The sequence below is a fragment of the Candidatus Pantoea multigeneris genome (genome assembly GCF_011752615.1).
Classification (GTDB): domain Bacteria; phylum Pseudomonadota; class Gammaproteobacteria; order Enterobacterales; family Enterobacteriaceae; genus Pantoea; species Pantoea multigeneris.
In genome coordinates this window covers 262,173-287,565 of record NZ_VWXF01000003.1, presented here as the reverse complement: position 1 = coordinate 287,565, position 25,393 = coordinate 262,173, and the positions used below count along the sequence as shown (strand labels likewise).

At 53.7% G+C, this 25,393-nt stretch carries 22 protein-coding genes; 10 read left to right on the top strand and 12 right to left on the bottom strand.

The window, feature by feature from the left end; all coding sequences use genetic code 11:
• Positions 1-79: 79 nt before the first annotated feature.
• From fabI to F3J40_RS10185, 3 genes are all read left to right on the top strand, one after another.
• A complete protein-coding gene (gene fabI, locus F3J40_RS10195; RefSeq protein ID WP_017346238.1) occupies positions 80-868 on the top strand; it encodes an enoyl-ACP reductase FabI in 789 nt (262 codons plus the stop codon).
• 180 nt (positions 869-1,048) lie between these two features.
• Positions 1,049-2,173: a CMD domain-containing protein gene (locus F3J40_RS10190; protein ID WP_167014255.1), complete on the top strand. Its 1,125-nt coding sequence runs from the start codon at positions 1,049-1,051 to the stop codon at positions 2,171-2,173.
• Positions 2,174-2,478: 305 nt separating this feature from the next.
• The gene (locus F3J40_RS10185; RefSeq protein ID WP_167014253.1) at positions 2,479-2,790 is read left to right on the top strand and encodes a YmdA family protein; all 312 of its coding nucleotides are present in this window, start codon (positions 2,479-2,481) and stop codon (positions 2,788-2,790) included.
• Between the two features lie 3 nt (positions 2,791-2,793).
• Here the strand turns inward: F3J40_RS10185 and F3J40_RS10180 are convergent, their stop codons facing one another.
• Positions 2,794-4,383: a PTS transporter subunit EIIC gene (locus tag F3J40_RS10180; RefSeq protein WP_167014251.1), complete on the bottom strand. Its 1,590-nt coding sequence runs from the start codon at positions 4,381-4,383 to the stop codon at positions 2,794-2,796.
• A gap of 235 nt (positions 4,384-4,618) precedes the next feature.
• Here F3J40_RS10180 and F3J40_RS10175 point away from each other — a divergent pair, with 235 nt between their 5' ends.
• The 5 genes from F3J40_RS10175 to pdeR all read left to right on the top strand — a co-directional run bounded on the left by F3J40_RS10175 (position 4,619) and on the right by pdeR (position 13,634).
• The gene (locus F3J40_RS10175) at positions 4,619-6,925 is read left to right on the top strand and encodes an FdhF/YdeP family oxidoreductase (protein WP_167014249.1); all 2,307 of its coding nucleotides are present in this window, start codon (positions 4,619-4,621) and stop codon (positions 6,923-6,925) included.
• 107 nt (positions 6,926-7,032) lie between these two features.
• On the top strand, positions 7,033-8,967 hold the full coding sequence (locus F3J40_RS10170; RefSeq protein WP_167014247.1) for an exoribonuclease II: 1,935 nt from the start codon (positions 7,033-7,035) through the stop codon (positions 8,965-8,967).
• Positions 8,968-9,150: 183 nt separating this feature from the next.
• A complete protein-coding gene (locus F3J40_RS10165; protein WP_167014245.1) occupies positions 9,151-11,220 on the top strand; it encodes a carbon starvation CstA family protein in 2,070 nt (689 codons plus the stop codon).
• Entirely contained in the window at positions 11,210-11,494 is a 285-nt protein-coding gene (locus F3J40_RS10160) for a YbdD/YjiX family protein (protein ID WP_167014243.1), read from the top strand. The genes F3J40_RS10165 and F3J40_RS10160 overlap by 11 nt, the downstream gene beginning before the upstream one ends.
• Before the next feature lie 157 nt (positions 11,495-11,651).
• On the top strand, positions 11,652-13,634 hold the full coding sequence (pdeR, locus tag F3J40_RS10155) for a cyclic di-GMP phosphodiesterase (RefSeq protein WP_167014241.1): 1,983 nt from the start codon (positions 11,652-11,654) through the stop codon (positions 13,632-13,634).
• Between the two features lie 15 nt (positions 13,635-13,649).
• On the opposite strand, the gene F3J40_RS10150 is transcribed toward pdeR, so the two are convergent.
• Together F3J40_RS10150 and araD are read right to left on the bottom strand one after the other, a co-directional pair.
• Positions 13,650-14,519, bottom strand: coding sequence for a crotonase/enoyl-CoA hydratase family protein (locus F3J40_RS10150; protein ID WP_167014239.1), 870 nt, complete (start codon positions 14,517-14,519; stop codon positions 13,650-13,652).
• Between the two features lie 178 nt (positions 14,520-14,697).
• Positions 14,698-15,387 carry an L-ribulose-5-phosphate 4-epimerase AraD gene (gene araD / locus F3J40_RS10145; RefSeq protein ID WP_167014237.1) on the bottom strand — a complete coding sequence of 230 codons (690 nt, stop codon included), beginning with the start codon at positions 15,385-15,387 and terminating at the stop codon, positions 14,698-14,700.
• Positions 15,388-15,736: 349 nt separating this feature from the next.
• On the opposite strand from araD, the gene osmB reads away from it, so the two are divergent.
• On the top strand, positions 15,737-15,952 hold the full coding sequence (gene osmB / locus F3J40_RS10140) for an osmotically-inducible lipoprotein OsmB (protein ID WP_167014235.1): 216 nt from the start codon (positions 15,737-15,739) through the stop codon (positions 15,950-15,952).
• Positions 15,953-16,019: 67 nt separating this feature from the next.
• On the opposite strand, the gene yciH is transcribed toward osmB, so the two are convergent.
• The 5 genes from yciH to pgpB form a co-directional block, all read right to left on the bottom strand.
• Positions 16,020-16,343, bottom strand: coding sequence for a stress response translation initiation inhibitor YciH (gene yciH / locus F3J40_RS10135; RefSeq protein ID WP_167014233.1), 324 nt, complete (start codon positions 16,341-16,343; stop codon positions 16,020-16,022).
• The gene (gene pyrF / locus F3J40_RS10130; RefSeq protein ID WP_017346251.1) at positions 16,343-17,062 is read right to left on the bottom strand and encodes an orotidine-5'-phosphate decarboxylase; all 720 of its coding nucleotides are present in this window, start codon (positions 17,060-17,062) and stop codon (positions 16,343-16,345) included. The genes yciH and pyrF overlap by 1 nt, the downstream gene beginning before the upstream one ends.
• A 168-nt stretch (positions 17,063-17,230) precedes the next feature.
• The gene (gene lapB, locus F3J40_RS10125; RefSeq protein ID WP_167014231.1) at positions 17,231-18,400 is read right to left on the bottom strand and encodes a lipopolysaccharide assembly protein LapB; all 1,170 of its coding nucleotides are present in this window, start codon (positions 18,398-18,400) and stop codon (positions 17,231-17,233) included.
• Positions 18,401-18,406: 6 nt separating this feature from the next.
• Positions 18,407-18,688: a LapA family protein gene (locus F3J40_RS10120; RefSeq protein WP_017346253.1), complete on the bottom strand. Its 282-nt coding sequence runs from the start codon at positions 18,686-18,688 to the stop codon at positions 18,407-18,409.
• A gap of 128 nt (positions 18,689-18,816) precedes the next feature.
• On the bottom strand, positions 18,817-19,581 hold the full coding sequence (pgpB, locus tag F3J40_RS10115; RefSeq protein ID WP_167014228.1) for a phosphatidylglycerophosphatase B: 765 nt from the start codon (positions 19,579-19,581) through the stop codon (positions 18,817-18,819).
• Positions 19,582-19,808: 227 nt separating this feature from the next.
• Between pgpB and ribA the strand changes: the two genes are divergently transcribed.
• Positions 19,809-20,402: a GTP cyclohydrolase II gene (ribA, locus tag F3J40_RS10110; RefSeq protein WP_017346255.1), complete on the top strand. Its 594-nt coding sequence runs from the start codon at positions 19,809-19,811 to the stop codon at positions 20,400-20,402.
• Positions 20,403-20,442: 40 nt separating this feature from the next.
• Here ribA and acnA read toward each other — a convergent pair whose 3' ends face one another.
• The 4 genes from acnA to cysB form a co-directional block, all read right to left on the bottom strand.
• Positions 20,443-23,127, bottom strand: coding sequence for an aconitate hydratase AcnA (gene acnA, locus F3J40_RS10105; protein ID WP_167014226.1), 2,685 nt, complete (start codon positions 23,125-23,127; stop codon positions 20,443-20,445).
• Positions 23,128-23,533: 406 nt separating this feature from the next.
• Positions 23,534-23,713 (bottom strand): YciX family protein, encoded by a 180-nt coding sequence (locus tag F3J40_RS25390; protein WP_505543773.1) that lies wholly within the window; start codon positions 23,711-23,713, stop codon positions 23,534-23,536.
• Positions 23,714-23,717: 4 nt separating this feature from the next.
• Positions 23,718-23,876 carry a YmiA family putative membrane protein gene (locus F3J40_RS10100; protein WP_071524375.1) on the bottom strand — a complete coding sequence of 53 codons (159 nt, stop codon included), beginning with the start codon at positions 23,874-23,876 and terminating at the stop codon, positions 23,718-23,720.
• 487 nt (positions 23,877-24,363) lie between these two features.
• Positions 24,364-25,338 carry an HTH-type transcriptional regulator CysB gene (gene cysB, locus F3J40_RS10095; protein WP_017346258.1) on the bottom strand — a complete coding sequence of 325 codons (975 nt, stop codon included), beginning with the start codon at positions 25,336-25,338 and terminating at the stop codon, positions 24,364-24,366.
• Between the last annotated feature and the right edge of the window lie 55 nt (positions 25,339-25,393).

The window sequence follows — 25,393 nt, the reverse complement described above, 5'->3', positions numbered from 1 at the left end:
ATCGCACGTCGATTAACGTCGGGCGCTGAAAAAAGAAGCACAGCGTCCGCCAACTACAATGACCATAAGGATTACAGCTATGGGTTTTCTTTCCGGTAAGCGCATTCTGATTACTGGCGTTGCCAGTAAACTTTCCATTGCCTACGGTATTGCGCAGGCGATGCACAAACAGGGCGCAGAACTGGCTTTCACCTACCAAAACGACAAGTTAAAAGGTCGCGTGGAAGAGTTCGCTAAAGAACTGGGTTCAGACATTGTTCTGCCATGTGATGTAGCAGAAGACGAGAGCATTACTGCCCTGTTCACTGAGCTGGCTAAAACCTGGCCTAAGTTTGACGGTTTCGTTCACTCTATCGGTTTCGCACCGGGCGACCAGCTCGATGGCGACTATGTGAATGCCGTTACCCGTGAAGGTTTCAAAATCGCTCACGACATCAGCGCATACAGCTTTGTTGCGATGGCGAAAGAGTGCCGTGCGATGCTGAACCCGAATTCAGCCCTGCTGACCCTGTCTTACCTGGGTGCAGAGCGCGCTATCCCTAACTACAACGTTATGGGTCTGGCGAAAGCATCTCTGGAAGCTAACGTGCGTTACATGGCTAACGCGATGGGCCCAGAAGGTACGCGTGTTAACGCCGTATCTGCGGGTCCAATCCGTACTCTGGCTGCTTCAGGCATCAAAGATTTCCGTAAGATGCTGTCACACTGTGAAGCTGTTACCCCTATCCGCCGTACTGTAACCATCGAAGACGTAGGTAACTCTGCTGCCTTCCTGTGTTCAGACCTGGCAGGTGGTATCACTGGTGAAGTGGTACACGTTGATGGCGGCTTCAGCATTGCCGCAATGAACGAGCTGGAACTGAAATAAGTACTTCGGGCGAGCGCTGCTCGCCCGTCTCCCCCCGCTGTTATAGCTGTTCGCTATTAATTATCACCGATCATTCTTTTGCCTCCGTCCCGGCTTCGGCGACGATACCTGCTGCGCTTACCGCCCCTTTTTTTAGCGTCGCATCGGTCCACTTTGACCGTTTTTGCAAAAGGAATCCTCATGGAACAACGCCGCTCACCCGGTCACGATCAGTGGTTTTACGAGAGTCAATCCCGTCCACAAACTCAGTCTGTTGCGCCACTGGTGCCAGAGGCCGCCTGGATTGAAGATCGTTTCTTACTGGGGCTACAGCAGGATGCGCCAGCACTTCAGCCGCTGTTACAGCAGTTCCAGCCCGCGTTGCTTGCCGCGCGCGACTTAAGTCATATTCTGTTTCCCGACAAAGTGACAACGTCACTTACACATACCCTAACGCTGTATGATCGTCTGAGCATCGCCCTCACCGTGGCGCAGGTCGCGGGGGTACAGCGACTGTGCAACCACTATTCCGCTCGCCTTAATCCGTTACCCGGCCCGGATTCGTCACGCGAGAGCAATAACCGCCTGACGCAGATCACGCAGTATGCCCGCCAGTTGGCGACGCAACCCGAACTGATTACCCAGGCTTCGCTACAAGCCCTTGACGCCGTAGGGCTAACCGAGCCAGACATTGTCACACTGAACCAGGTGATTGGTTATGTCAGCTACCAGGCCCGCGTCGTCGCGGGGGTACACGCGCTGCTGGGGTTGCCGGTGCGCTGGTTGCCTGGCACCACGCAACCAGCGGATGCCGAAGCCACAGGGTTTGGTCGCCCTCCGGCGTGGCGTCCGGGCCTGAAAGCGCTCGAACTGCGTTATGCCAATGCCAGCCAACTGGCCGCGGTGACCTTATGCCAGACGCAGTTGGGTATGGACGATGCGGTGTGGCTGCTGGCCCATGACGATGCGGCCTTACAGGGTTGGGCCATCTTGATCGGTAAACTGGAGAGTCAGCCAGATAGCCCGCAAGCCCTTGCCAGCGCCGTTGCGGCGCGTGTCTGTGGCAGCCGCCGGGTCTTTGCCGAATATCAGGGCAGTCGCAGTGACAGCCTGATTGCCGGGATAGATTCGACGCCAGCAGAACAGAGTGACGTGATTGCGTTAGCGGCACAGCTCACCCGTGCGCCCGAGCGTTTCAGCGCCGCGCATCTACAGCCGTTACTCAATGCCGGCTGGCAGCCTGAGGCGTTGTTCGGGCTTATCCAGGCGACGGCCCTTAGCAACTGGAATAGCCGCCTGTGGTATGCCTTAGGTGAAGCAGCTTAATTTCATCTTGTATCGGGTTGCACCTGCGCAGCCCGTTTCCTGACCCGCAAGACATTTTGCGCAAAAATAATCGCATCATCGCCAGCTTTTAGCCTGGCCGTGGAGATCCACGCCTCAACCTTCCCATTTATCTCACAGAATGAAATAAATATTACCTTACTATTCAACTTGTTATTTTTTAATCATCAATAAGTTGATTTTGAGCAAACTCCATCACTATTGCGCTATCTTATTCATTAGTTACCGGTATAATTTACTCAAGCTTGTAGCTTGCAAGCCGCTCCACAACCCATGAGAGGTGACAAATGCGTAAATTACTTATCGCTGTTGCTGCAACTGGAATGGTGTTATCAGGGATGATGGAAGTGGCTCAGGCCAGAGAAAATGTGGCCGGCGGTCAGGTCAGTTTTTACGGGGCAATTTATGACAGCGGTTGCAAGGTAGAAACCCAATCTCAGGCGCTGGCGGTGGTGTGTTTTCCTGTCAGCCGCCCGCACAGCAAAGTTAATCAACTTATTACAAAACAGCAGCTGCTTCCCGCGCACTATGGTAGCAGCCAGTTAAAATGGGTGGATGAGGCGCATCACACTGGCATCATCACCTTTAATTACGTCTAGTGGCTACCCGCTGCCCAGCGCGCTTTTCACCTGCTGGGCAATCTCCTCCACCTTGGGTCCATAGATGACCTGGACATCATGCTCGCCGATGCGCTTAACGCCGTTGGCCCCCGTGGTCATCAACGTTTCATCGGCCACTTCCGCCATTTGTTTCACCCGCACGCGTAACCGGGTGAAACAGCAATCGACATCTTCAATATTCGCGTCACCGCCAAGCCCACTGATGATCACCTGCGTGCGTTCGCTGGCCTCAACCTGGGGAGTCGGCTGCTGCTCCTCGCGTTCACGACCCGGCGTTTCAACCCGCATTCGGGTAATGACCCAGCGGAAAACCACGTAATAGAGTGGTGCATAGAGGGCCCCAAGGGCTAACGTCCACCACCAGTGCGTTTTGCTGCCGCCAAGAATGCCAAACACCACCAGATCAATCGCCCCTCCCTGCACATTCCCAATCATCAAATGCAGTAATGACATCAGCATAAATGAGAGGCCGGTCATCACAGCATGAAACAGGTACAAAACGGGTGAGACAAAAATAAAACAGAACTCCAGCGGCTCGGTAATGCCCGTGGTAAACGAGGTTAACGCGCCCGCCAGCATCAGCGCTTTCACCCGATTTTTATGCTCAGGCCGGGCGGTGTGATAGATAGCCGCTGCCGCCGCCGGTAAGCCAAACATCATCACCGGAATTTTACCCTGCGCGAGAAACTGAGTGGCATGACGTAAGGTCTCCTCAGGCACCGATCCCGGATTGGTCAGGGAGGCGTTAAAGATATTCAGCGCACCAATGATGGTTTGTCCGTCTACTGTGGCCATCCCGCCAATGGGCGTGAAGCGCACGGTTTCATTGAGGATATGGTGTAGCCCAGTCGGGATGAGCAAGCGCTCCAGCGTGCCCAGCATCAACGCCCCATACTGCCCGCTTTTGCCGATCATGGTTCCGAGCCAGGCAATACCTTCACCGAGCGTCGGCCAGATCAGCGCGAGCACTACGCCGATCAGTGGCAGTATTACCACGGTTACAATCGGCACGAAACGACGGCCGGAAAAGAAGCTGATCGCCATGGGCAGTTGCTGAGTATAAAAACGGTTATGCAGTGTGACCGTGGTTAACCCGGCAATCACCCCACCCAGCACGCTCATGTTGTAGGTAAAGATCCCAAGCATTTCAATGTATTCGGCGGAGGTTACCAGCGCGCGGGTTTGATCCATCCCACTTTGCTGCAACGCCTCTGGCGTTGTGGTCGCCGCCGTCAGCCCCTGAGCGGCAAGCGTCGCGCTGATGCCCACATGCATAGCAATAAACCCAATCACTGCCGCAAACGCCGCGGTTGGCTTCTCTGCCTTCGCTAAACCAATCGCACTGGCCACGGCAAAAAACAGCGGCAAATTAGCAAACAGCGCCCCGGCCACTTTACGGATAAAACTGATAATCAGCTGCGGCAGCGGCCAATGGGCAAACACATCGCCCGTGATTGCCGGATTTTGTAACGCAGCGGCTAAACCGAGGAAGATACCGGCGGCAGCAATCACCGAAATCGGCATCATCAGCGCCTTACCAAAGGCGTGAATTTGACTGGTCAGGTTCTGCATCAGGTGCATCCTTTATCCAATTTTGGTAAAAAAGTATGTGTCACCCTGACTAAAACCACCTGTTTTGCTGCCATTACCCGGCGCAAAACTTGACCCTCTTCACATAAATCCCCTCGCGGGATAGGCAATAACTATCACCTGATTATTTTAATCAATTAGACGATCCCCCCCGCAAACCTCACACTTTGCATTACTATTTCCATAACAACCTCATAACAAGCCGTCGGAAATCAGCATGAAATTCAAACGCAAAATTCAACCTTATCGCGCCGCAGCGGGCGGTTGGGGTTCACTGGAAGCTACGACCCGCTTCGTACTCGACAGTAAAGCGGCATTGAAAAATATGCGTAACCTGCTGCGCATGAATAAAGCGCGCGGCTTTGACTGCCCAGGTTGTGCCTGGGGTGATGACAACAAAAGCACCTTTAGCTTCTGTGAAAATGGCGCCAAAGCGGTGACGTGGGAAGCCACACGCCGCATCGTAGACAACGCCTTTTTCGCCCAGCACAGCGTCAGTAAGCTGTATCAGCAAAGTGACTACTTCCTTGAGTATCAGGGACGCCTGACGCAGCCGATGCGCTATAACAGCGAAACCGATCACTATGAGCCAGTGACATGGGATGACGCCTTTGCGCTGATCGCCGAACATATTCAGGCGATGGATAACCCCGACCAGATGGAACTCTACACCTCTGGCCGCGCCAGTAATGAAGCGTCCTGGCTGTATCAGCTGTTTGGTCGCATGCACGGTTCGAATAATTTCCCGGACTGCTCCAATATGTGCCACGAAGCCAGCGGTTCTGGTTTGAAGCGCAGCATTGGCGTGGGTAAAGGGACCATCAGACTGGATGATTTTGACCACGCCGAGGCCATCTTTGTCTTCGGGCAGAACCCAGGCACCAACCACCCTCGCATGTTGCATAGCCTGCGCCATGCGGCCGACCACGGCGCGCGGATTGTCACCTTTAACACGCTGCGTGAGCGTGGTCTGGAACGTTTTGCCGATCCGCAAAAGCCGCTGGAAGTGGTGACGTCGATGGCGGGAACCATCAGCTCCGCCTACTACCAGCCCAACCTCGGCGGCGATATGGCGGCGATTCGCGGCATGGTAAAAGCCCTGCTTGAAGCGCATCGTGCGTTGGTCAGCCAACAGCAGCCGGGTCTGTTTGATGAAGCGTTCCTGGCAGCGAACACGCAGGGCGTGAATGACTATTTCACCGCCGTGGATAACACGGGCTGGGCGCAGATCGTGCAGCAGTCCGGTTTGAGTGAACAACAGATTCGCGAAGCCGCTGAGATCTATCGCAGCGCAAAACGGGTGATCTGCACCTGGGCCATGGGGATTACCCAGCACAAGCACTCGGTAGATAGCGTGCGTGAAATCGTGAACCTCCAGTTGCTGTTTGGACAGCTGGGCAAAAAAGGCGCAGGGCTGTGCCCGGTGCGTGGTCACAGTAATGTGCAGGGTAACCGCACCATGGGGATCGATGAGAAGCCGTCTGCCGCCTTCCTCGATGCGCTGGGCAAACACTTTAACTTTGAGCCACCCCGCGCCGCTGGGCACAACACCGTAGAAGCGCTGGAAGCGATGCTGCGTGATGAAATCAAAGTACTGATCGCCCTCGGCGGTAATCTGGCCGCTGCCGCGCCAGACTCTCCGCGTACCGAAGAGGCGATGAGCCGCTGTGGCCTGACGGTACACATCAGTACCAAGCTCAACCGTAGCCATCTGGTGCCGGGTAGAGACAGCCTGATTTTACCGACGCTGGGACGGACGGAACGTGATGAGCAGGCTAACGGCAATCAGTTTATTACCGTTGAAGACTCTTTCAGCATGGTGCATGCCTCTGAAGGTGTGGGGATTCCCCTGTCACCGCTTCAGCGTTCTGAAACCGCCATCGTTGCCGGTATTGCCCATGCGGTATTGGGCAGTGAAAAAGTGGACTGGCTGGCGATGGCAGGCGATTACAGCCTGATCCGCGATCACATCGCCGCCACCATTCCTGGCTTCCAGGATTTTAATCTGCGCTGCGATATTCCTGGCGGTTTCTATCTGGGCAATGCGGCGGCGGATCTGCGCTTCAATACCCCATCAGGTAAGGCGGAATTCAGTGCTGCGGCCCTGCCCGATTCCCTGTTCCCGCAGCTTGAGGGGCAACAGGTGCCGTTCACGCTTCAGACGCTGCGATCTCACGACCAGTACAACACCACGATTTATGGCCTCGATGACCGCTACCGTGGCGTATATGGCCAGCGCGAAGTGGTGTTTATCAACCCGGAAGATCTGCAAGCCTTAGGGATGACAGAGGGCCAGTTGGTGGATATTGAAACGCTGTGGAATGATGGCATTACGCGCCGTGTCAGCGGCTTCAAATTGGTGCCCTACAATATTCCACGCGGCAATCTTGCTGCCTATTACCCAGAAACCAACCCACTGGTGCCTCTGAGCAGCTATGGTGACGGGAGTGGCACCCCAACCTCTAAATCGGTACCGGTCAGTCTCTCCCCGAGTGAAGACGCTGTTTCTCTGCGTATTGCCTGATATATCAAAAGCCGGGAAACCGGCTTTTCCCCCCTTTTTGCCTTGCTGTGACGGCATGAATCGCGTAAAACTGTCAGCCGCTAATAGGCCACGAAACGAAAGACGCTATGTTCCAGGATAACCCGCTGCTAGCGCAGCTCAAAGAGAAGCTCCACGCGCAGACTCCTCGCGCGGAAGGTGTGGTGAAAGCCACAGATAAAGGTTTCGGCTTTCTTGAAGTCGACGCGCAGAAAAGCTACTTCATCCCACCTCCACAGATGAAGAAAGTGATGCATGGCGATCGTATCGTTGCGCTGATCAAAACGGATAAAGATCGCGAAAGTGCTGAACCAGAGTCGCTGGTTGAGCCGTTCCTCAGCCGCTTCGTCGGCCGTATTCAGAAAAAAGATGACCGCCTGTCCATCGTGCCGGATCATCCTTTGTTAAAAGACGCAATTCCTTGCCGCCCGGTACGCGAACTGCAACATGATTTCCAGGCAGGTGACTGGGCCGTTGCTGAAATGCGCCGCCACCCGCTGAAAGGCGATCGTGGGTTTTACGCTGAGCTGACGGAGTTTGTTGTCACTGCGGATGACCACCTGGCACCGTGGTGGGTAACGCTGTCACGCCACAATCTCGAACGCGAAGCGCCAGAAGTTGTCTTCAGCGATACGCTGGAAGAGAATCTCACGCGTGAAGATCTCACCGCGCTGGATTTCGTCACCATCGACAGCGCCAGCACCGAAGATATGGATGATGCGCTGCACGTCGAAGCCCTGGACGATGGTCAGCTGCGTTTAACTATCGCGATTGCTGACCCAACCGCCTATGTGGCCGAAGGTAGCGAGCTGGACAAGGTTGCCGCTAAGCGCGCCTTCACCAACTATCTGCCTGGTTTTAACATTCCAATGCTGCCTCGCGCGCTGTCTGACGACATCTGTTCGCTGCGTCCGAATGTGCGCCGTCCGGTACTGGCCTGCCGCGTCACGCTGGCCGCCGATGGTACGCCAGCCGCTGATGTGCAGTTCTTCGCAGCCTGGATCGAGTCAAAAGCCAAACTGGTTTATGACGAAGTCTCCGACTGGCTGGAAGGCCAGGGCGAATGGCAGCCGACCACCGAAGCGATTGCAGAACAGATTCGTCTGCTGCATCGCGTTTGCCAGGCCCGCAGTGCATGGCGTCAAAACCACGCGCTGGTGTTTAAAGATCGTCCAGACTACCGTTTTGTCCTGGGTGAGAAAGGTGAAGTGCTGGATATCGTTGCGGAACAGCGTCGCATCGCAAACCGCATCGTTGAAGAGTGCATGATTCTGGCAAATATCTGTGCTGCGCATGTGCTGGCCGACCGTCTGGGCTTCGGGATCTACAACCTGCACACCGGGTTTGATACTGCGAATGCGGAACTGGCCGCCGCAGTGCTGGCAAACCATGGCATCACCGTTGATCCGGCAAGTATTGCCACGCTGGAAGGTTTCCGTGTGCTGCGTCGTCAGCTTGATGCTGAACCGACCCAGTACCTCGACAGCCGTATCCGTCGTTTCCAGACCTTTGCAGAAATCAGCACCCAGCCAGGCCCGCACTTCGGTCTGGGGCTGGAAGCCTACGCCACCTGGACCTCACCGATCCGTAAGTTTGGCGACATGATCAACCACCGCTTGCTGAAGGCGATTATCCGTGGTGACGAAGCCGCGCGTCCGGATGACAGCCTGACCGTAATCATGGGTGAACGTCGTCGTCTGAACCGTATGGCGGAGCGTGATGTGGGTGACTGGCTGTACGCCCGCTTCCTTTCCCCTTCTGCAGGGACTGATCGCAAATTCAGCGCAGAGATCATTGATGTCTCTCGCGGTGGCATGCGCGTTCGCCTGCTGGAGAACGGCGCGGTAGCCTTTATCCCGGCTCCGTTCATTCACGCCGTGCGTGATGAACTGGTTTGCAGCCAGGAGAACGGTACCGTGCAGATCAAAGGTGAAGTGGCTTACCGCGTGACCGACATTATTGATGTCACCATCGCCGAAGTGCGCATGGAAACACGTAGCGTTGTGGCTCGCCCAGCCGCCTGAGCATAAAGCCGTGCGGGATAAATCGTTTTATCCCGCACTTTTCTCTTTTCATTACGCCCGCTTATAATTTTGCTCCATGCTTCACACTTCTCTCCTGATTCTCTTTCCCTAATATTTCCTTACATTACTTTGAACTTGTTGTTTCCGATCGCCCTTTTTCCGATCCCAACAAGGAGCTTTGTCATGAAGAACGTCAAAACCGGTATCCTCTGGTTCGCTGTGGCGTTAATAGGTGCAGTAGCCTTTGCCATGCTGGCACTTAATCGCGGTGAGCATGTCAATGCCCTGTGGTTAGTGGTCGCCGCTGTGGCCTGCTACAGCATTGCTTATCGTTTTTATAGCCTGTTTATTGCACGTAACATTTTTGAACTGGATGACAGACGCCTTACGCCAGCAGAACGTCTGAATGATGGTCTGGATTATGTGCCCACCAATAAATGGGTGTTGTTTGGTCACCACTTTGCTGCGATTGCTGGAGCAGGTCCGTTGGTCGGGCCGGTACTGGCGGCGCAAATGGGCTTCCTGCCCGGCACGTTATGGATTTTAGTCGGCGTGATGCTGGCCGGTGCCGTACAGGACTTCCTGATACTGTTTATCTCTACGCGCCGCGATGGCCGATCGCTGGGTGAAATGGCACGTCAGGAGCTGGGGCATTTTGCCGGCGTGGTGACCATGCTCGGGGCGTTTGGCGTGATGATCATCATTCTCTCCGCACTGGCGTTGGTGGTGGTTAAAGCGCTGGCGAACAGCCCATGGGGCCTGTTTACCCTGGCAGCCACTATTCCTATTGCGCTGTTTATGGGCATTTACATGCGCTTCCTGCGGCCGGGAAAAATTGCGGAAGTCTCCCTGATTGGCTTTGTGCTGATGATGGCCGCGATTATTTATGGCGGCCAGGTGGCCGCCGACCCATTCTGGGGCCCGTTCTTCACGCTGAAAGGCACTACGCTGACCTGGGTGCTGGTGATTTATGGCTTTATCGCCTCGGTGTTACCGGTGTGGCTGCTGCTGGCTCCTCGTGACTATCTCTCCACTTTCCTGAAAATTGGCGTCATTATTGGGCTGGCGGTGGGGATTGTCGTTGCGATGCCAGAACTGAAAATGCCTGCGGTCACGCGTTTTGTTGACGGCACCGGACCGGTCTTCTCCGGCGCACTGTTCCCGTTCCTGTTCATCACCATTGCCTGTGGGGCCATTTCTGGCTTCCATGCGCTGGTGTCCAGTGGCACCACGCCGAAACTGGTCGAGCGAGAAAGCCATATTCGCTTTATTGGTTATGGTGCCATGCTGATGGAATCCTTTGTCGCCATCATGGCGCTTATCTGTGCCACGGTTATCGATCCGGGCGTCTATTTCGCCCTCAATGCGCCAGCGGCACTGATTGGCACCACCGTTGAGAGCGCCTCGCAGGCGATTAACGGCTGGGGCTTTGTGGTGACACCTGAGATGCTCAGCGGCATTGCGCGTGATGTGGGTGAAAGCTCGATTCTGTCGCGCGCCGGTGGCGCACCAACGTTTGCCGTTGGCATGGCGCATATCATTACCGATGTGTTCAACAGCCGCGCGATGATGGCGTTCTGGTATCACTTTGCCATCCTGTTTGAAGCCCTGTTTATCCTGACTGCGGTGGATGCCGGTACGCGCGCCTGTCGTTTCATGGTGCAGGATCTGGTGGGTACGGTGGTGCCTTCCCTCGCCAATAACCGTTCGTGGATCGGCAATATTGCCGGGACAGCGGTAGCGGTAGCCGGTTGGGGATTCTTTGTTTATCAGGGCGTGGTTGACCCCCTCGGCGGGATCAATACCCTGTGGCCGCTGTTTGGTATCGGCAACCAGATGTTGGCGTCAATGGCACTGATTCTCGGTACAGTCGTGTTATTTAAAATGAAAAAACAGCGCTATGCCTGGGTCACTGTTCTGCCAACTGCCTGGCTGTTTATCACTTCCATGACCGCAGGATGGCAAAAAATCTTCCATGAAAAACCCTCTATCGGCTTTTTGGCACAGGCGAACAAGTTCAGTAAAGGGATTGCCGATGGGGTGGTGATTGCCCCGGCGAAAAGCGTGGCAGACATGCAGACCATTGTGCTGAGTAATCAGATCAATGCCTTGCTGTGCGGCTTCTTTATGCTGGTGGCCGTGACCATGCTGGTGGCGGCCTTCTTTGTGATTCGTCGTGCACTACATAGCGAAAATCCGACTGTGCATGAATCAGCGGTGAAACTGCGTGAGGAGGTGCGTCATGTCCGCTAAACTCTGCCCGCCGCTGCGCTTGCATGGCCCATTACAGATTTCACGCTGTATGGCCCTCGCCCTGCCAGCAGGAACACGTTGGCAGCGTATGTGGAAAGGGATAAAAGAGAGTTTTCGCTTAATGGTTGGCGTGCGTGATTATCAATATTATCTGTCGCATATGCGTCAAAACCATCCCCAAACCACACCCATGACTGAAAAGGAGTTTCACCGCTACTGCCTGAATGCCCGCTTCCCGAGCGAGCCAGGAAAAGTGGGGAAATGTCCTTGTTAATGAATTAGTTAAGCCCCGCATGGCGGGGCTTAATTTTGGTTTTATTTTTGCGACAAAAAATTTATTTCGCTTACATCTTGTGCTGAAGTCACGGCTTCAATAGTGTTGCTAAAATAACGAGATAAAGTTTGCAAATGTTTGTCCCGGAGGAGATACCATGACCGATGAACAAGGGCAAACCTTGTTGTATACCTTGTTCGGCACCACCAGCCCACACTGGCGGCTGGCGGCAGACAGTGACGCCCTGAATCTGGCGGCGGATGAAAAATCGACGACCCAGCACGCTTTAGCCTTGTTACCTGCACAGGCCGCCTTGCTCCGCAGTATGACGGTCATCACATCCAGTATTAATCTTACCCTGCTGCTACACGGTGAAGCAGTGCCAATGCACTTTGTCGGTCGCAAGGTCAATCAGAGCTCCTGGGCGGGTACAGCTTCAGCCTGGGGCGATACTAGCGCAGTAGCACGCGATCTGACGCAAGGGCTGTCGTTTGCCGAACAGGTGGTGTCTGAAGCCAATTCTGTCATTGTCATCCTCGACCAGCGTGGCTACATCCAACGCTTCAACCGCCTGAGTGAAGAGTACACCGGGTTGAAGGAACAGGAAGTGATTGGCCGCAATGTGTTCCAGCTATTTATGACAAAAGATGAAGCAGCGGCCTCGAGACGCAACATCGCTGGTTTCTTCCGTGATGGTCACTCTTATGAAGTAGAACGTTGGATTAAAACGAAAAAAGGTCAACGTCTGTTTCTGTTTCGCAATAAATTTGTCCACAGCGGCAGTGGAAAAAACGAAATTTTTCTTATCTGTTCTGGTACGGATATTACGGAGGAGCGACGCGCCCAGGAGCGGCTGCGCGTCCTGGCCAATACCGATACCATCACCGGGTTACCCAACCGGAATGCCATCCATCAGAAAATCAGTGATGCGCTGGAGATCGCCGGTGATAAACAGACTGGCGTGGTCTATCTCGATCTGGATAACTTCAAGAAAGCCAACGATGCCTACGGCCATATTTTTGGCGATCAGCTGCTACAGGCCGTTTCCCTGGCGATCCTGAGTTGCCTCGGCAAGCAGCAAACGCTGGCACGCTTAGGGGGCGATGAGTTCCTGATCCTCGCCGAAGATACCAGCCTGGCGGCACTGGAAGCGATGGCCTGCCGAATTCTGGAGCGTCTGCGCCAGCCGTTCCGCATCGGCCTGATCGAAGTGTATAGCGGTTGCTCATTGGGTATTGCACTCGCGCCGCTCCATGGCGATACGCGCGAGAATCTGATTCGCAATGCCGATACCGCGATCTATCACGCCAAAGAGAATGGCCGGGGACGTTTCTGTCTGTTTGCCAGTGAGATGAATCAGCGGGTGTTTGAATTCCTCTGGCTGGATACCAACCTGCGTAAAGCACTGGAACAAAACCAGCTAACGATTTTCTATCAGCCGAAGCTGGATCGCGATGGCGTAGTGCGAAGCGCCGAAGCGCTGGTGCGCTGGAATTCACCAGAACGTGGGATGATTTCACCCGCCAGTTTTATCCCCTACGCCGAGGAGTCAGGCCTGATTGTGCCGTTAGGCCGTTGGGTCATGCTCGCCGTGCTGCATCAGGTGGTTGAGTGGCAGAAAGAGGGGATCTTCCTGCGTGTGGCCGTCAACGTTTCTGCACGCCAGTTACTGGACCAGAGCATTTACAGCGATCTGCGCCAGGCATTAAGTGACTGCGGCCTTACCACCTGCCCGATTGATATTGAACTGACGGAGAGCTGTCTGATTGAGAACGAGGCGTTGGCGTTGACCCTGATGAAGCAATTCCAGGAGCTGGGTGCGGAAGTTCACCTCGATGACTTTGGCACCGGCTACTCTTCTCTTTCCCAACTGGCCCGCGTGCCGATTAACGCCATCAAGCTGGATCAAAGTTTCATTCGTAACATCAACCAACAACCGGTTTCCCAGTCACTGGTCAGGGCGATTGTCGCGGTTGCTGATGCGTTGGGACTGGCCGTGATCGCGGAAGGGATTGAGACAGCAGAAGAAGAAAAATTCGTGCTCGATAATGGCGTGGATGGACGTCAAGGTTACCTGTATGCAAAGCCAATGCCCGCAGAGCAACTGGGGCATTGGCTGAAGCATCCTGCCCAGGTCTAAGGACAGGGGCGTAGGTTAGCCCGCTTTACGTAACGCGGAGGCGATGTGGCGGTTTTGCCGCTGCACCAGACGTTCCATGTAGGCGATATCTTTCGCTTCCAGGGTAAACGCGTAATCGACCCAGTCTTCGGTGATATCCATTAACTCGGTGCGCGTCAGTTGTAAGACTCGCTGACGTGCTTTGAGCATCGCCCTGACACCATTCAACTTAGGGCGTAACGTATCAATCAAGGTCCGGGTGGTGCGATAGGCCTCACCTGGCTGGAAAACTTTGTCGATTAAGCCACGGGTTTGATACCAGTCAGCGCTGTGCGACTCCCCTTCCATAATTAACTCCTCTGCCAGTTTCATCCCCGCACGACGCGCCACCAGTGAATAACCGCCCATGCCGGGGAACAGGTTAAAGGCGATTTCCGGGAAGCCCATGCGCGCATTATCCTGTGCCAGAATGAAGTGGTGCGCCAGCGCCGCTTCAAATCCGCCACCCAGGGCACTGCCTTCAATCATCGCCAGCGTTACCGCGCCAGTATCAAACCCCCGCGCGGCAGCATGGATGCAATCGACGCACGCGCGCGCATAAGCTCGCAATGCTTCTCGACGGTTGTTACGAATGCACTCAACAAAAAAGCCGAGATCGCCACCGGCGTTAAACATCTGCGGCACCAGTGAACCCGTCACCCAAAAATCAATGGGGATACCGGCACGCTGAGCGGTATAACTCAGGTTCATGATCTCCTCCATCAAGGCATGGTTAAAACTTGGACGGGGCTGCGCACGCAGTAGCATCCACATGGTGTGTCTACCTTCCTCATAGTAAGCAGCGAGTTGAGTCATTTGCCCGGCTTCAGTGAACAGGCGGCAGGTAGGCTGATTGATTACTGTCATAATTCTTTCCTCTGGTTATTTGATGCGTTTATACGCACAACCAGCCTAATGCAGAGTCGGTAGTTACCAAATCGGATATTGATTTTACTGGTAAAATCTTAATTTATTCCCCGCACTTAAGCGCAGGGAATAAATTAACTTATGTGAAAGAATTATCAGGATTTTGATCGAATGGGCGTTAGCGAGCCTGACCATACCAGGCATTTTCGCCGTGCTTACGCAGGTAGTGGAGATCGAGCAAGCTTTGCTGCATCTGACTGAGCTGCGGTTGCAATTGCTGACTGTGTAGCGCCATACAGGCGACCTCCTCCAGTACCACAGCACTGTGTACCGCTGCGGCGGCATCTTTCCCCCAGCAGAATGGACCGTGCGCATTAACCAGAATCGCCGGGACTGCCAGCGGTTCCTGCACCGACTCGATGATCACCTGCCCGGTGTTCCACTCATAATCGTGTTCAATCTCTTCTGTGCGCATCAGGCGGGTACAGGGGATTGCGCCATAAAATTCGTCCGCATGTGTCGTGCCCAAAGGAGGAATGGTGCGGCCCGCCTGTGCCCAAATGGTGGCATAGCGAGAATGGGTGTGCACAATGCCCCCCACTTCCGGCCAGGCAAGATACAACGCCCGGTGGGTTGCGGTATCTGAGGAGGGGCGTAAACGCCCTTCCAGGGTTTCACCGCTGGCAAGATCCACCACCACCATATCTTCCGCCCGCATATCGCGATAATCGACCCCAGAAGGTTTGATCACTAAAACCCCGCGTTCACGGTCTACCGCGCTCACATTACCCCAGGTGAATGTCACCAGTTGATAATGTGGCAAAGCCAGGTTTGCCTCCAGCACCTGCTGTTTTAGCTGCTCCAGCATCGTTGCTCTCCTCCAGCGAAATAATATTCATAGTGTGAACACTTTCATTCGGGGGGTGTTATGGAGGGCGTGGCTGTTGAGGTAGCGGAAACTGACTGTCTGAAAAAAAATGTGCGGGCAATTCGGAGTTTTCTTCCTACGGGTTGTGCGATCGTTGCATAAAATTCACTCAGATGCAGGCTGGAACTCACCCTCTGCCTGGCATCGTTTTCCCGCCAGTCCTCTCTACTCATTAAATTATGTTGTTGCCATCACGGAAGGGGCGTTCGGACCTGGCGCAGGAGAGATGAGAAATGAAGTACCACCTATACTTAGTGGGTTGCCTCTGTGTGAAACCCAAGGAGACGTTATGACAACGACAACAAAACGCATTGCAACTACTGTGCTGGTCGCGACGTTGGTGATCGCGCTGAGTGGTTGTTCGAACATGTCCCGTCGCGACCGTAATACGGTTATTGGTGCCGGTGCCGGTGCGGTTGGTGGTTCTTTGCTAACGCACGGCAGTGCGCTAGGGACGATTGGTGGGGCCGCTGTGGGGGGTATTGTTGGCCATCAGGTCAATTAATCGCGGCCCGTTATTGCTCTCACAGCTACGTAATACTCGCGGGCGACGTACAAGCCGCCCGTTTCTCTTATCCGCCCGCCAGCTTAACTTTCATGCCTTTGGCTTCAAGTAACGTTTTGAGTAAATCCCGGTTGTCACCCTGAATTTCAATCACGCCCTCTTTTACTGCTCCGCCACAACCGCACTTTTTCTTTAATTCAGCCGCCAGTTTTGCCAATGCAGCATCGTCCAGATCCACACCGCTGATTAGACAGACACCTTTGCCTTTACGGCCACTGGTCTGACGCTGGATGCGTACAATGCCGTCCCCTTTCGGGCGCGCGACTTTTACCTCTTCCTGACGGATACGACCGCTGTCTGTGGAATAAACCAGGCGATTTTCTTCAGCCATTACGCCACCTCCAGACTCTTGAGGATAGCCTGCAACGTGGCGGCTGGGTCGGCTGACTGGGTAACCGGGCGTCCGATCACCATATAATCTACGCCAGCCTGCTGTGCCTGCTGCGGGGTCATAATGCGACGTTGGTCGCCTGCGTCACTGCCAACCGGACGAATGCCTGGCGTGACCAGTGCGAAGTCCTGGCCGATGACCTGTTTGAAGCGTGCCGCTTCCTGAGCTGAACACACTACACCATCCAAACCACATTCACGGGTAAGGCGAGCCAGTCGCTCAGCCTGTTCAGCCGGGCTCAGCGTGATCCCTAACCCTTTCAGGTCTTCTTCGTCCATGCTGGTCAGCACGGTGACAGCAATCAACAGCGGTGCATCTTTGCCAAACGGCAGCAGTGCTTCACGCGCCGCGTTCATCATCCGCGCACCGCCACTGGCGTGTACATTGACCATCCAGACGCCAAGGTCCGCCGCCGCCGCCACTGCATGAGCGGTGGTATTCGGAATGTCATGGAATTTTAAATCGAGGAACACCTCAAAGCCACGCTGTTGCAGATCGCGCACCAACGAAGGGCCATAGAGGGTAAACATCTCTTTGCCCACTTTCAGGCGGCAACTGGTGGGGTCGATGCCATCAACGAAACGCAGCGCGTCATTGATATTGTGATAGTCGAGCGCCACCAGAATCGGTGAAGCAATCGCGGTCTGAACGTGAGACATGACTTTTCCTCGGCAATGGGCAAACGGCGTGCATTCTACCCGCTCCGACCATCATCGACAAACGTTGCTGCATAAAACACGTTAAACAATCACCGCACGCACCCATCAGTGCGCAGCGGCTATAAGTATGTTGTAACTAGGTGGTGAGATTTAGGGGGAAAAGGACCTTTACTGTCCATCCAGCCCGCGAATCGGCTTGACGGTGGACCAGGTTCGGCAAGAAGGACAATGCCAGTAAAGCGCACTACCGGTAAACCCACACTTCTGGCAACGATAACGCGGTTTGGTGCGAATTTGCTCGCCAACCATGTCACGCAGTACCATCAGCCCCTCTTTGGCACGCCCCTCTTCTGCCTCATGCAGATGGTAGTCCATCAGGCGCTGGAAAACGCGCATGGTAGGATGACGTTGCAACTGACGGTTGATATACACCTGTGCGGCTTCACTGCCCTGCTGGTGCTCAATAATATCCGCCAGATACAGTTCCGCCGATGCGCCACTGTTCTCATCCACACAACGTTGCACAAACGCAGCCCAGGCCTCAGGCTGATTAAGGCGTTGATAGCAGGTGTCCAGCATTGGCAGCATTTCACTGACCAGCTCAACATCTTGTTCCAGCACTTTTTGCAGGCGCTCTGCTGCTTTGGCGTACTCTTCACGCTCCATTAAAATACGCCCGGTCATAATGGAAATACGTGCTGAGTTGCGGTCATAGCCTTCGCCTTTTTTCAGCAAGGTCATCGCGCGATCGAGATCGTCGCTGCTCATGGCTTGCAGGGCCAGTTCGCAATAGAAGTGAGCAATATCAATTTTTTGCTTGTCTTTACCCAGGCGCACCAGCTTCTCAGCAACTTCGATCGCCTGCTGCCACTCGCTGGTGGATTGCTGAATCACTAACAGCTGTTGCAGCGCACCAATGCGGAAATCGGTTTCATCAATCAACTGCGTGAACATGTCTTCAGCGCGGTCGTACAAACCTGCGGCCATGTAATCGCGCCCCAGTTGCTGTACGGCCAGCAGACGCTGTTCGTAACTCAACGACGCACTTTCCATTAATGACTGGTGAATGCGGATCGCCCGGTCAACTTCGCCACGGGAGCGGAAGAGATTACCCAGCGTCAGGTGAGCTTCAACCGTGCCGCTGTCCTCTTTAAGCATATCGAGGAACAGATCAACCGCTTTGTCCTGCTGATTGGAGAGCAAGAAGTTGACGCCTGCGACATATTCGCGCGACAGGCGATTGGCGTCCTGTTGTTTATCCTGGTGCGCACTGCGTCGGCCCATGTACCAACCGTAGGCCGCCGCAACAGGAAGTAACAGAAACAGCAGTTCGAGCATGATCGATCAGTCCCGGGCAACTGGTGTGCTGGCATTCTGCGCTTGTAAACGCTTCAACTTGCGCTGGGCATGAGCCAGTGAGACACGAAGACGCAGCCAGAACAATCCACAAATGGCCCAGCCCAACAAAAAGCCTGCGCCAAACAGGGTTGCCAGCAGCGTTGAAATGCGGAATTGTCCCTGTGCTAACAGATAGTTAAAGGTAACAACCTGGTCGTTATGCGTACCGAGCGTGACGGAAATGATAAAAATGACCAATACCACTAAAAAAATCAGCAAATATTTCACAGTGCATCCTGTTGTGAGGTTATCCGGTACGAGTATGCCAAAATTGCGACAAAAATGCTGCTCTCCAGCGCACATGCTGAAGGACTGTTTGTTTAGCATCACTCTTTATATGGGGTTAATGAACATAATTACAATCCATTATTGCGCTCTTGTACCTCTTTTTGCTCAACCGGTGGCAAGGTCAACGGTCCGCAGAACCGCTGCGCGAGCCAGGTGGCCACGCTCACCCAAACCGCGGCAACCACCGTTGCCATGACCAGATCCCGTGGCCAGTGCATGCCTAATAGTAACCGGCTAGCCATCACTGCGCTGGCCCAACCGAAAATGATCGCCAGCGTCAGGTAGCGTTTGCGCGGCCAGAGCAGTCCCACAGCCAACAGCGCCCAACTGGCGGCAAACAGGGTGTGCCCTGAAGGAAAAGCAAAGCCGGTTTCAAATGCCCAGTGGCGTTTTAACCAGCCCGGTACGGTCGGCTCATCCACCAGTAATCGATTGACCATGGCGCTGCGCTCAGTGCGCGTTTGCTGATAAAAGACCCGTTCATCAATACCGTGATGCTGTTCCAGCCACACCACATAAGGACGCGCTTCCTGCACCTGATTTTTAATCAGTGAACCGGTGTATTGCCCGGCAATGATCGTCACATTCATGATCGCCAGCAGGACCAGCGCGGGCTTAAGGCGAAAGCGCAGGCACCACAATACCCAGGCGCTGATCAGCAGGCTGGTCAGGGTGCCCCACGGACGGGTGACCGTTTCGGTGACAGCAAAAAAGAGTTTTAATTTCAGGTCACTGGCTCCGGGCTGCCAGTGCCAGCCCGTCAGCCAGACGGTGATCGGCATGACCAGTAAGAGCGCCGTTGCCAGCGAAATCCGCCGCAAAATGTTCAACATGCCATACCCTGATTCAGATTAATCAATTCGACTATGCATAACTTTAGCTTAAAAAAGAATAACATAAGTTGTTGCAGCGTAGATAATCGTGCTTTATCACTATAATCGCTCTGACTGAGTAACCGCCCTGCGGTGGCTTATGGCAGAATAGTGTCAGTTTTTCAGGCCACTCTGGCCTGTGCGTTATCCCGATGATAGCGCATCCTCTGAAGGTTCTGGAGAGTTACATGCAGCTTAAACGAGTGGCAGAAGCCAAACTGCCTACACCTTGGGGTGATTTCCTGATGGTGGGATTTGAAGAACTGGCAACAGGACACGATCATGTTGCACTGGTTTATGGCGATATTAACGATGGCTCGCCCGTGTTGGCGCGCGTCCATTCTGAGTGCCTGACGGGCGATGCACTTTTCAGTCTGCGCTGTGACTGTGGTTTCCAGCTGGAAGCCGCGCTGAATGCCATCGCTGAAGAGGGACGCGGTGCGTTGCTGTATCACCGTCAGGAAGGCCGTAACATTGGCCTGTTGAACAAAATCCGCGCTTATGCCTTGCAGGATAAGGGCTATGATACCGTAGAAGCCAACCATCAGTTGGGTTTCGCCGCTGACGAACGTGATTTCACGCTGTGTGCGGATATGTTCAAACTGCTGGGTGTGGATGAAGTGCGCCTGTTAACCAATAACCCGCGCAAAGTCGAGATCCTCACTGAGGCTGGTATTAACATTGTTGAACGTGTGCCACTGATCGTCGGGCGCAACCCGAAAAATGCCCACTATCTCGATACGAAAGCCGAGAAAATGGGCCATTTGCTGTCGAAAGAGTAATTGCACTGGTTGCCAGACCCTGAGGTCTGGCACTGTTCCTTTATGATTTCAGCATATTGCGTATGACATAGTGCAGAATGCCGTCATTACGATAGTAGTCCAGTTCGTTGCCGGTATCGATCCGGCAACGGGTTGTCACCGTCCGCCGCTCCCCGTGTGGATAGGTGATTTCCACCGCCACCGCTGCACCGGGAGATAGCTGGCTCAGGTTCAGCACATCAATCTGCTCTTCGCCGGTCAGTCCCAGGCTTTTACGGTTGACGCCCTCAGGAAACTCCAGCGGCAAAATCCCCATACCAATCAGGTTCGAGCGGTGAATACGTTCAAATGACTCGGCAATGACCACCCGCACGCCCTGCAAGCGTGGCCCTTTGGCGGCCCAGTCACGGCTGGAGCCGGAGCCATACTCTTTACCAGCAACCACCGCCAGCGGTGTGCCTTCAGCCTGATACAACATGGCTGCGTCATAAATCGCTAACTGTTCGCCGCTGGGGTAATGGCGGGTATATCCCCCTTCCACGCCCGGCACCATTTCATTACGAATACGGATATTCGCAAACGTGCCGCGCATCATGACTTCATGATTACCCCGTCGTGAACCATACGAGTTGAAGTCTTCACGCGCTACGCCATGCTGTTGCAAATAGCGCCCTGCTGGACTGTCGGCTTTAATACTGCCTGCCGGGGAAATGTGGTCGGTGGTGACGGAGTCTCCGAGCAAGGCCAGAAGTCGTGCGCCTTTGATATCCTGAACCGGTGCTGGCTCCGCTTCCATGCCGTCAAAGAAGGGAGAAAGACGAATGTAGGTTGAATCTTCATCCCAGTCGTAAGTTGCGGCTTCACTGACTTTAATTTGTTGCCACTCTGGCGTACCGTCAAACACTTCGGCGTACTCTTTGTGGAACATGCTCACGTCAACCTGTGCCACCGCAGCCGCAATCTCTTCAGGTGAAGGCCAGATCTGTTTCAGGAACACCGGCTTCCCGTGGCGATCGGTCCCCAGAGGCTCACTCTCCAGATTGATTTTCATATTACCCGCCAGCGCATAGGCCACCACCAACGGTGGAGAGGCCAGCCAGTTGGTTTTCACCAGCGGATGAATGCGCCCCTCGAAATTACGGTTGCCAGAAAGGACCGCCCCTACAGTCAGGTCGCCGCTACGGATCGCCGCCTCAATCGCATCCGGTAATGGACCAGAGTTACCGATACAGGTGGTACAACCGTAACCCACCAGATTAAAGCCGAGTTCATCGAGGTACGGGGTCAGTCCGGCATGCGCCAGATAGTCAGACACCACTTTCGATCCCGGTGCCAGTGAGGCTTTCACCCAGGGTTTGCGCTGTAGCCCAAGCTCGACCGCTTTCTGCGCCAGCAGACCGGCAGCCATCAAAACGCTGGGATTGGAGGTGTTAGTACAGGAAGTAATGGCACTGATCACCACGGCACCGTCCTCTAACGTCACCGTCTCCCCGCTCTGTTCATCCTGATAATTCACCGATTTATCGGCATGTTCAGGTAAATTCACTTCCAGTTCGGTGCTGGCGACAAAAGCCTGTGGCACATCGGCCAGCGCCACCCGATCCTGTGGTCGTTTAGGCCCCGCCAGGCTAGACTCTACGCTGTTCATATCTAACGCCAGCGTGCTGGTGAAGACCGGTTCATCGCCAGGATGACGCCACATCCCTTGTGCTTGAGCGTAGGCTTCCACCATGGCAATTTGGTCGCTGTCTCGCCCGGTCAGGGTCATGTAGCTCAGCGTCACTTCATCAATCGGGAAGAAGCCGCAGGTTGCGCCATATTCCGGCGCCATATTGGCAATGGTCGCACGGTCTGCCAGGGGCAAATCCGCCAGGCCATCGCCATAAAATTCGACAAATTTACCCACAACGCCGTGTTTGCGCAGCATCTGGGTGACGGTCAACACGAGATCCGTCGCGGTAATCCCGGCACGCAGTTTACCCGTGAGTTTGAAGCCGACGACATCCGGGATCAGCATGGAGACGGGTTGGCCGAGCATGGCGGCTTCCGCCTCAATGCCACCGACACCCCAGCCTAAAACGCCCAATCCATTAATCATCGTGGTATGTGAATCGGTGCCGACTAGCGTGTCCGGCCAGGCCCACGTCTTATCGCCCACCTGTTGCTGCCAAATCGCTTTGCCAAGGTATTCAAGATTGACCTGATGGCAAATCCCGGTGCCGGGCGGTACGACACGAAACTGATCAAAGGCCCGTTGCCCCCAGCGCAGGAACACGTACCGTTCATGATTGCGCGACATTTCCAGCTGCACATTCTGTTCGAAGGCATCTTCATTGCCGAAACGGTCGACGGTAACAGAGTGGTCAATAACCTGGTCTACCGGCGACAGGGGATTCACTTTTGCTACGTCCCCGCCTAGCCGCTGAACCGCTTCACGCATCGCCGCGAGATCGACCACCGCAGGCACACCTGTGAAATCCTGCATTAATACGCGCGCCGGACGATAGGCAATTTCCCGGTCAGCATGGGCCTGCTGCTGCCACGCCACCAGCGCCTGAATATCCTCTGCGGTCACCGAGACGCCGTCCTGCCAGCGCAGTAAATTTTCCAGTAATACTTTAAGGGATTTGGGCAGTCGCTCAACGCTACCTAGCTGAGGCTCGACTTTCGCCAGACTGAAATAGTGGTATTGGTGTTGATTGACCTGAAGGGTGTCCTGACTTTGTTCACGTAATGTAACTGACATAGCGCCTCCTTATTATTTCCCTGCTTAACCTCAAGATTGGCAAGGTTACTAATAAAGATAGCGTAAATTACTGCTAACAATTTGATTACAACACAAATTGCCACATGCCAGAAAGCAAAAAACCCCGTGTTCATCACGGGGTTTAATCGAATAATCAGCGCGTTACAAGGTTAGCCACAGGGCAAGTGCCCAGAAACTTAATGAGAATGCATAGACGCCGAACCATGATACTGATGTCATGTTCATCTTATACCTCCGCCAGATTCAGGCGAAAAAATCCCACAATCATCATCCTGAGTGGATGATACCGATTTGCTGAGTGAGAAATTGGGCTTTTAATATGCCCACCGGATGGCCGGTAAATAAGAAGAATTATTATTTAGCTGTCTGACATTGCTTACTGCTGTTATTTGTTCTTAGGTTCCATCAATGACTCTATAAAGCAGCGCTGCTGGTCATTAACTTGCCAGGATTTGGGTATCGCCTTCTCTTCCCGGGCAGTATCTTTGACTTTGCTCTCACAAGAAGGCGTTTTGCGTTTCTGGTTTGCAACGCGAATTTTCCAGTTACAGCTTCTCGCCAGCATATTATTAACTCCAGAAACGCCAAATCATCATTCCAACCACTACCCAGAACAGGGCAGACATCGCGAATACCGCTAACCAGGCCTTACGACGGATGTCACCAGAGCGCTCAGCCTTGTTGCTCTTAGCCCGGAATTCCGGTTGTACAGTCAGTCTTGTAGTCATAGCTTTTGATAATCACTCTCAATAAAACGATTGATAACAACGATTAATCTTTAGGACGAATCCTAAACGGCTAATCACCAAAAATCCAGTTATTTTTATTGAGCACTACGATTAAGCCTATTTATCAAATCACATCATTAAGCAATGTTAATGTTGTTTATCTCATTCAAATTAATCGAAAATTTCTTCGAAAAATTTGAGTTAAAATGTATTTAGATCCACTTATAAATAGAGTAAACATTTAAAAGCCTTAATCTATAAGCCCGACTTCATCTTGTTAAGTTGAGTATGGGAATATTCCTGGCAACAGGCAAAAGAAAAGCGTAAGAATTGTGTTCTGATTCTCATTTGAGAGAGAACAATGAAAAAACCTGTGAGCTATGTTTCATTTACAAAACATTTGCAAAAGTATGGCAAGAAAAACATCACCGTAGAAGGTTATTAAGGCTGCGGTGAACAGCCTTAGGCTGGATAATAACCAGGTGAATTATTTAAAGGGGAGCTTTATATCTTTAAACATCGCTTCAATGTCTTCATTGGAACGTAAAGCCACCGCCGTATCGACGACATCACGGGTCAGGTGAGGTGCGAAACGTTGAATAAAATCATACATATAGCTGCGTAAGAAGGTGCTGCGGCGGAAACCGATCTTCGTAGTACTATTGGTGAATATTTCAGCAGCTTCAATCCGCACCAGATCCGGATCGGAAACCGGGTCTACTGCCATACTGGCAATAACGCCCACCCCTAACCCCAGCCGGACATACGTTTTAATAACATCAGCATCGGTTGCGGTGAACACAATACGTGGCGTCAGTCCGGCACGGTTGAAAGCGGTATCCAGCTCCGAGCGACCGGTAAAGCCAAAGGTGTAGGTGACCAGAGGATATTCCGACAGTTCCTCAATCGTGACCTGGGCTTTGTTCGCCAGTGGATGGTCTGGCGTTACCACAATAGAGCGATTCCAGTGGTAACAAGGCAGCATGATCAGATCGTCATAGAGGTGTAACGCTTCCGTCGCGATGGCAAAATCCGCATTGCCCTTGGAAACCGCTTCGGCAATCTGCGTCGGTGACCCCTGATGCATGTGCAGCGAGACTCGGGGATAGCGCTCAATAAATCCTTTGATTACGCCTGGTAATGCATAACGCGCCTGAGTATGGGTGGTCGCGACATACAATGAGCCTTTGTCGGGCCAGGTATGCTCTCCTGCAACTGACTTAATCGCATCCACTTTGGACAGCACTTCACGCGCGATGCGGATAATTTCCTCACCGGCAGGCGTGACCTGCGTAAGATGTTTACCACTGCGGGCAAAAATTTGAACGCCCAACTCATCTTCCAGCATACGCACCTGTTTACTGATGCCAGGCTGCGAGGTATAGAGGCCTTCCGCCGTCGATGAGACGTTGAGGTTATGGTTAACCACTTCGACGATGTAGCGTAACTGCTGCAATTTCATATCAGATCTGTCTCCGTAAGCGACAGCACCGGGTCCCTGGTAGCCCCTTAATACG

Coding starts and splice junctions, on each gene's coding strand:
- F3J40_RS10170 (WP_167014247.1), top strand. CDS start 7,033: ATGTTCCAGGATAACCCGCTGCTAGCGCAGCTCAAAGAGAAGCTCCAC.
- F3J40_RS10185 (WP_167014253.1), top strand. CDS start 2,479: ATGCGTAAATTACTTATCGCTGTTGCTGCAACTGGAATGGTGTTATCA.
- pgpB (WP_167014228.1), bottom strand. CDS start 19,581: ATGTTGAACATTTTGCGGCGGATTTCGCTGGCAACGGCGCTCTTACTG.
- cysB (WP_017346258.1), bottom strand. CDS start 25,338: ATGAAATTGCAGCAGTTACGCTACATCGTCGAAGTGGTTAACCATAAC.
- acnA (WP_167014226.1), bottom strand. CDS start 23,127: ATGTCAGTTACATTACGTGAACAAAGTCAGGACACCCTTCAGGTCAAT.
- F3J40_RS10160 (WP_167014243.1), top strand. CDS start 11,210: ATGTCCGCTAAACTCTGCCCGCCGCTGCGCTTGCATGGCCCATTACAG.
- F3J40_RS10190 (WP_167014255.1), top strand. CDS start 1,049: ATGGAACAACGCCGCTCACCCGGTCACGATCAGTGGTTTTACGAGAGT.
- osmB (WP_167014235.1), top strand. CDS start 15,737: ATGACAACGACAACAAAACGCATTGCAACTACTGTGCTGGTCGCGACG.
- pyrF (WP_017346251.1), bottom strand. CDS start 17,062: ATGTCTCACGTTCAGACCGCGATTGCTTCACCGATTCTGGTGGCGCTC.
- yciH (WP_167014233.1), bottom strand. CDS start 16,343: ATGGCTGAAGAAAATCGCCTGGTTTATTCCACAGACAGCGGTCGTATC.
- F3J40_RS10100 (WP_071524375.1), bottom strand. CDS start 23,876: ATGACTACAAGACTGACTGTACAACCGGAATTCCGGGCTAAGAGCAAC.
- F3J40_RS25390 (WP_505543773.1), bottom strand. CDS start 23,713: ATGCTGGCGAGAAGCTGTAACTGGAAAATTCGCGTTGCAAACCAGAAA.
- lapB (WP_167014231.1), bottom strand. CDS start 18,400: ATGCTCGAACTGCTGTTTCTGTTACTTCCTGTTGCGGCGGCCTACGGT.
- pdeR (WP_167014241.1), top strand. CDS start 11,652: ATGACCGATGAACAAGGGCAAACCTTGTTGTATACCTTGTTCGGCACC.
- fabI (WP_017346238.1), top strand. CDS start 80: ATGGGTTTTCTTTCCGGTAAGCGCATTCTGATTACTGGCGTTGCCAGT.
- F3J40_RS10175 (WP_167014249.1), top strand. CDS start 4,619: ATGAAATTCAAACGCAAAATTCAACCTTATCGCGCCGCAGCGGGCGGT.
- araD (WP_167014237.1), bottom strand. CDS start 15,387: ATGCTGGAGCAGCTAAAACAGCAGGTGCTGGAGGCAAACCTGGCTTTG.
- F3J40_RS10180 (WP_167014251.1), bottom strand. CDS start 4,383: ATGCAGAACCTGACCAGTCAAATTCACGCCTTTGGTAAGGCGCTGATG.
- ribA (WP_017346255.1), top strand. CDS start 19,809: ATGCAGCTTAAACGAGTGGCAGAAGCCAAACTGCCTACACCTTGGGGT.
- F3J40_RS10150 (WP_167014239.1), bottom strand. CDS start 14,519: ATGACAGTAATCAATCAGCCTACCTGCCGCCTGTTCACTGAAGCCGGG.
- F3J40_RS10165 (WP_167014245.1), top strand. CDS start 9,151: ATGAAGAACGTCAAAACCGGTATCCTCTGGTTCGCTGTGGCGTTAATA.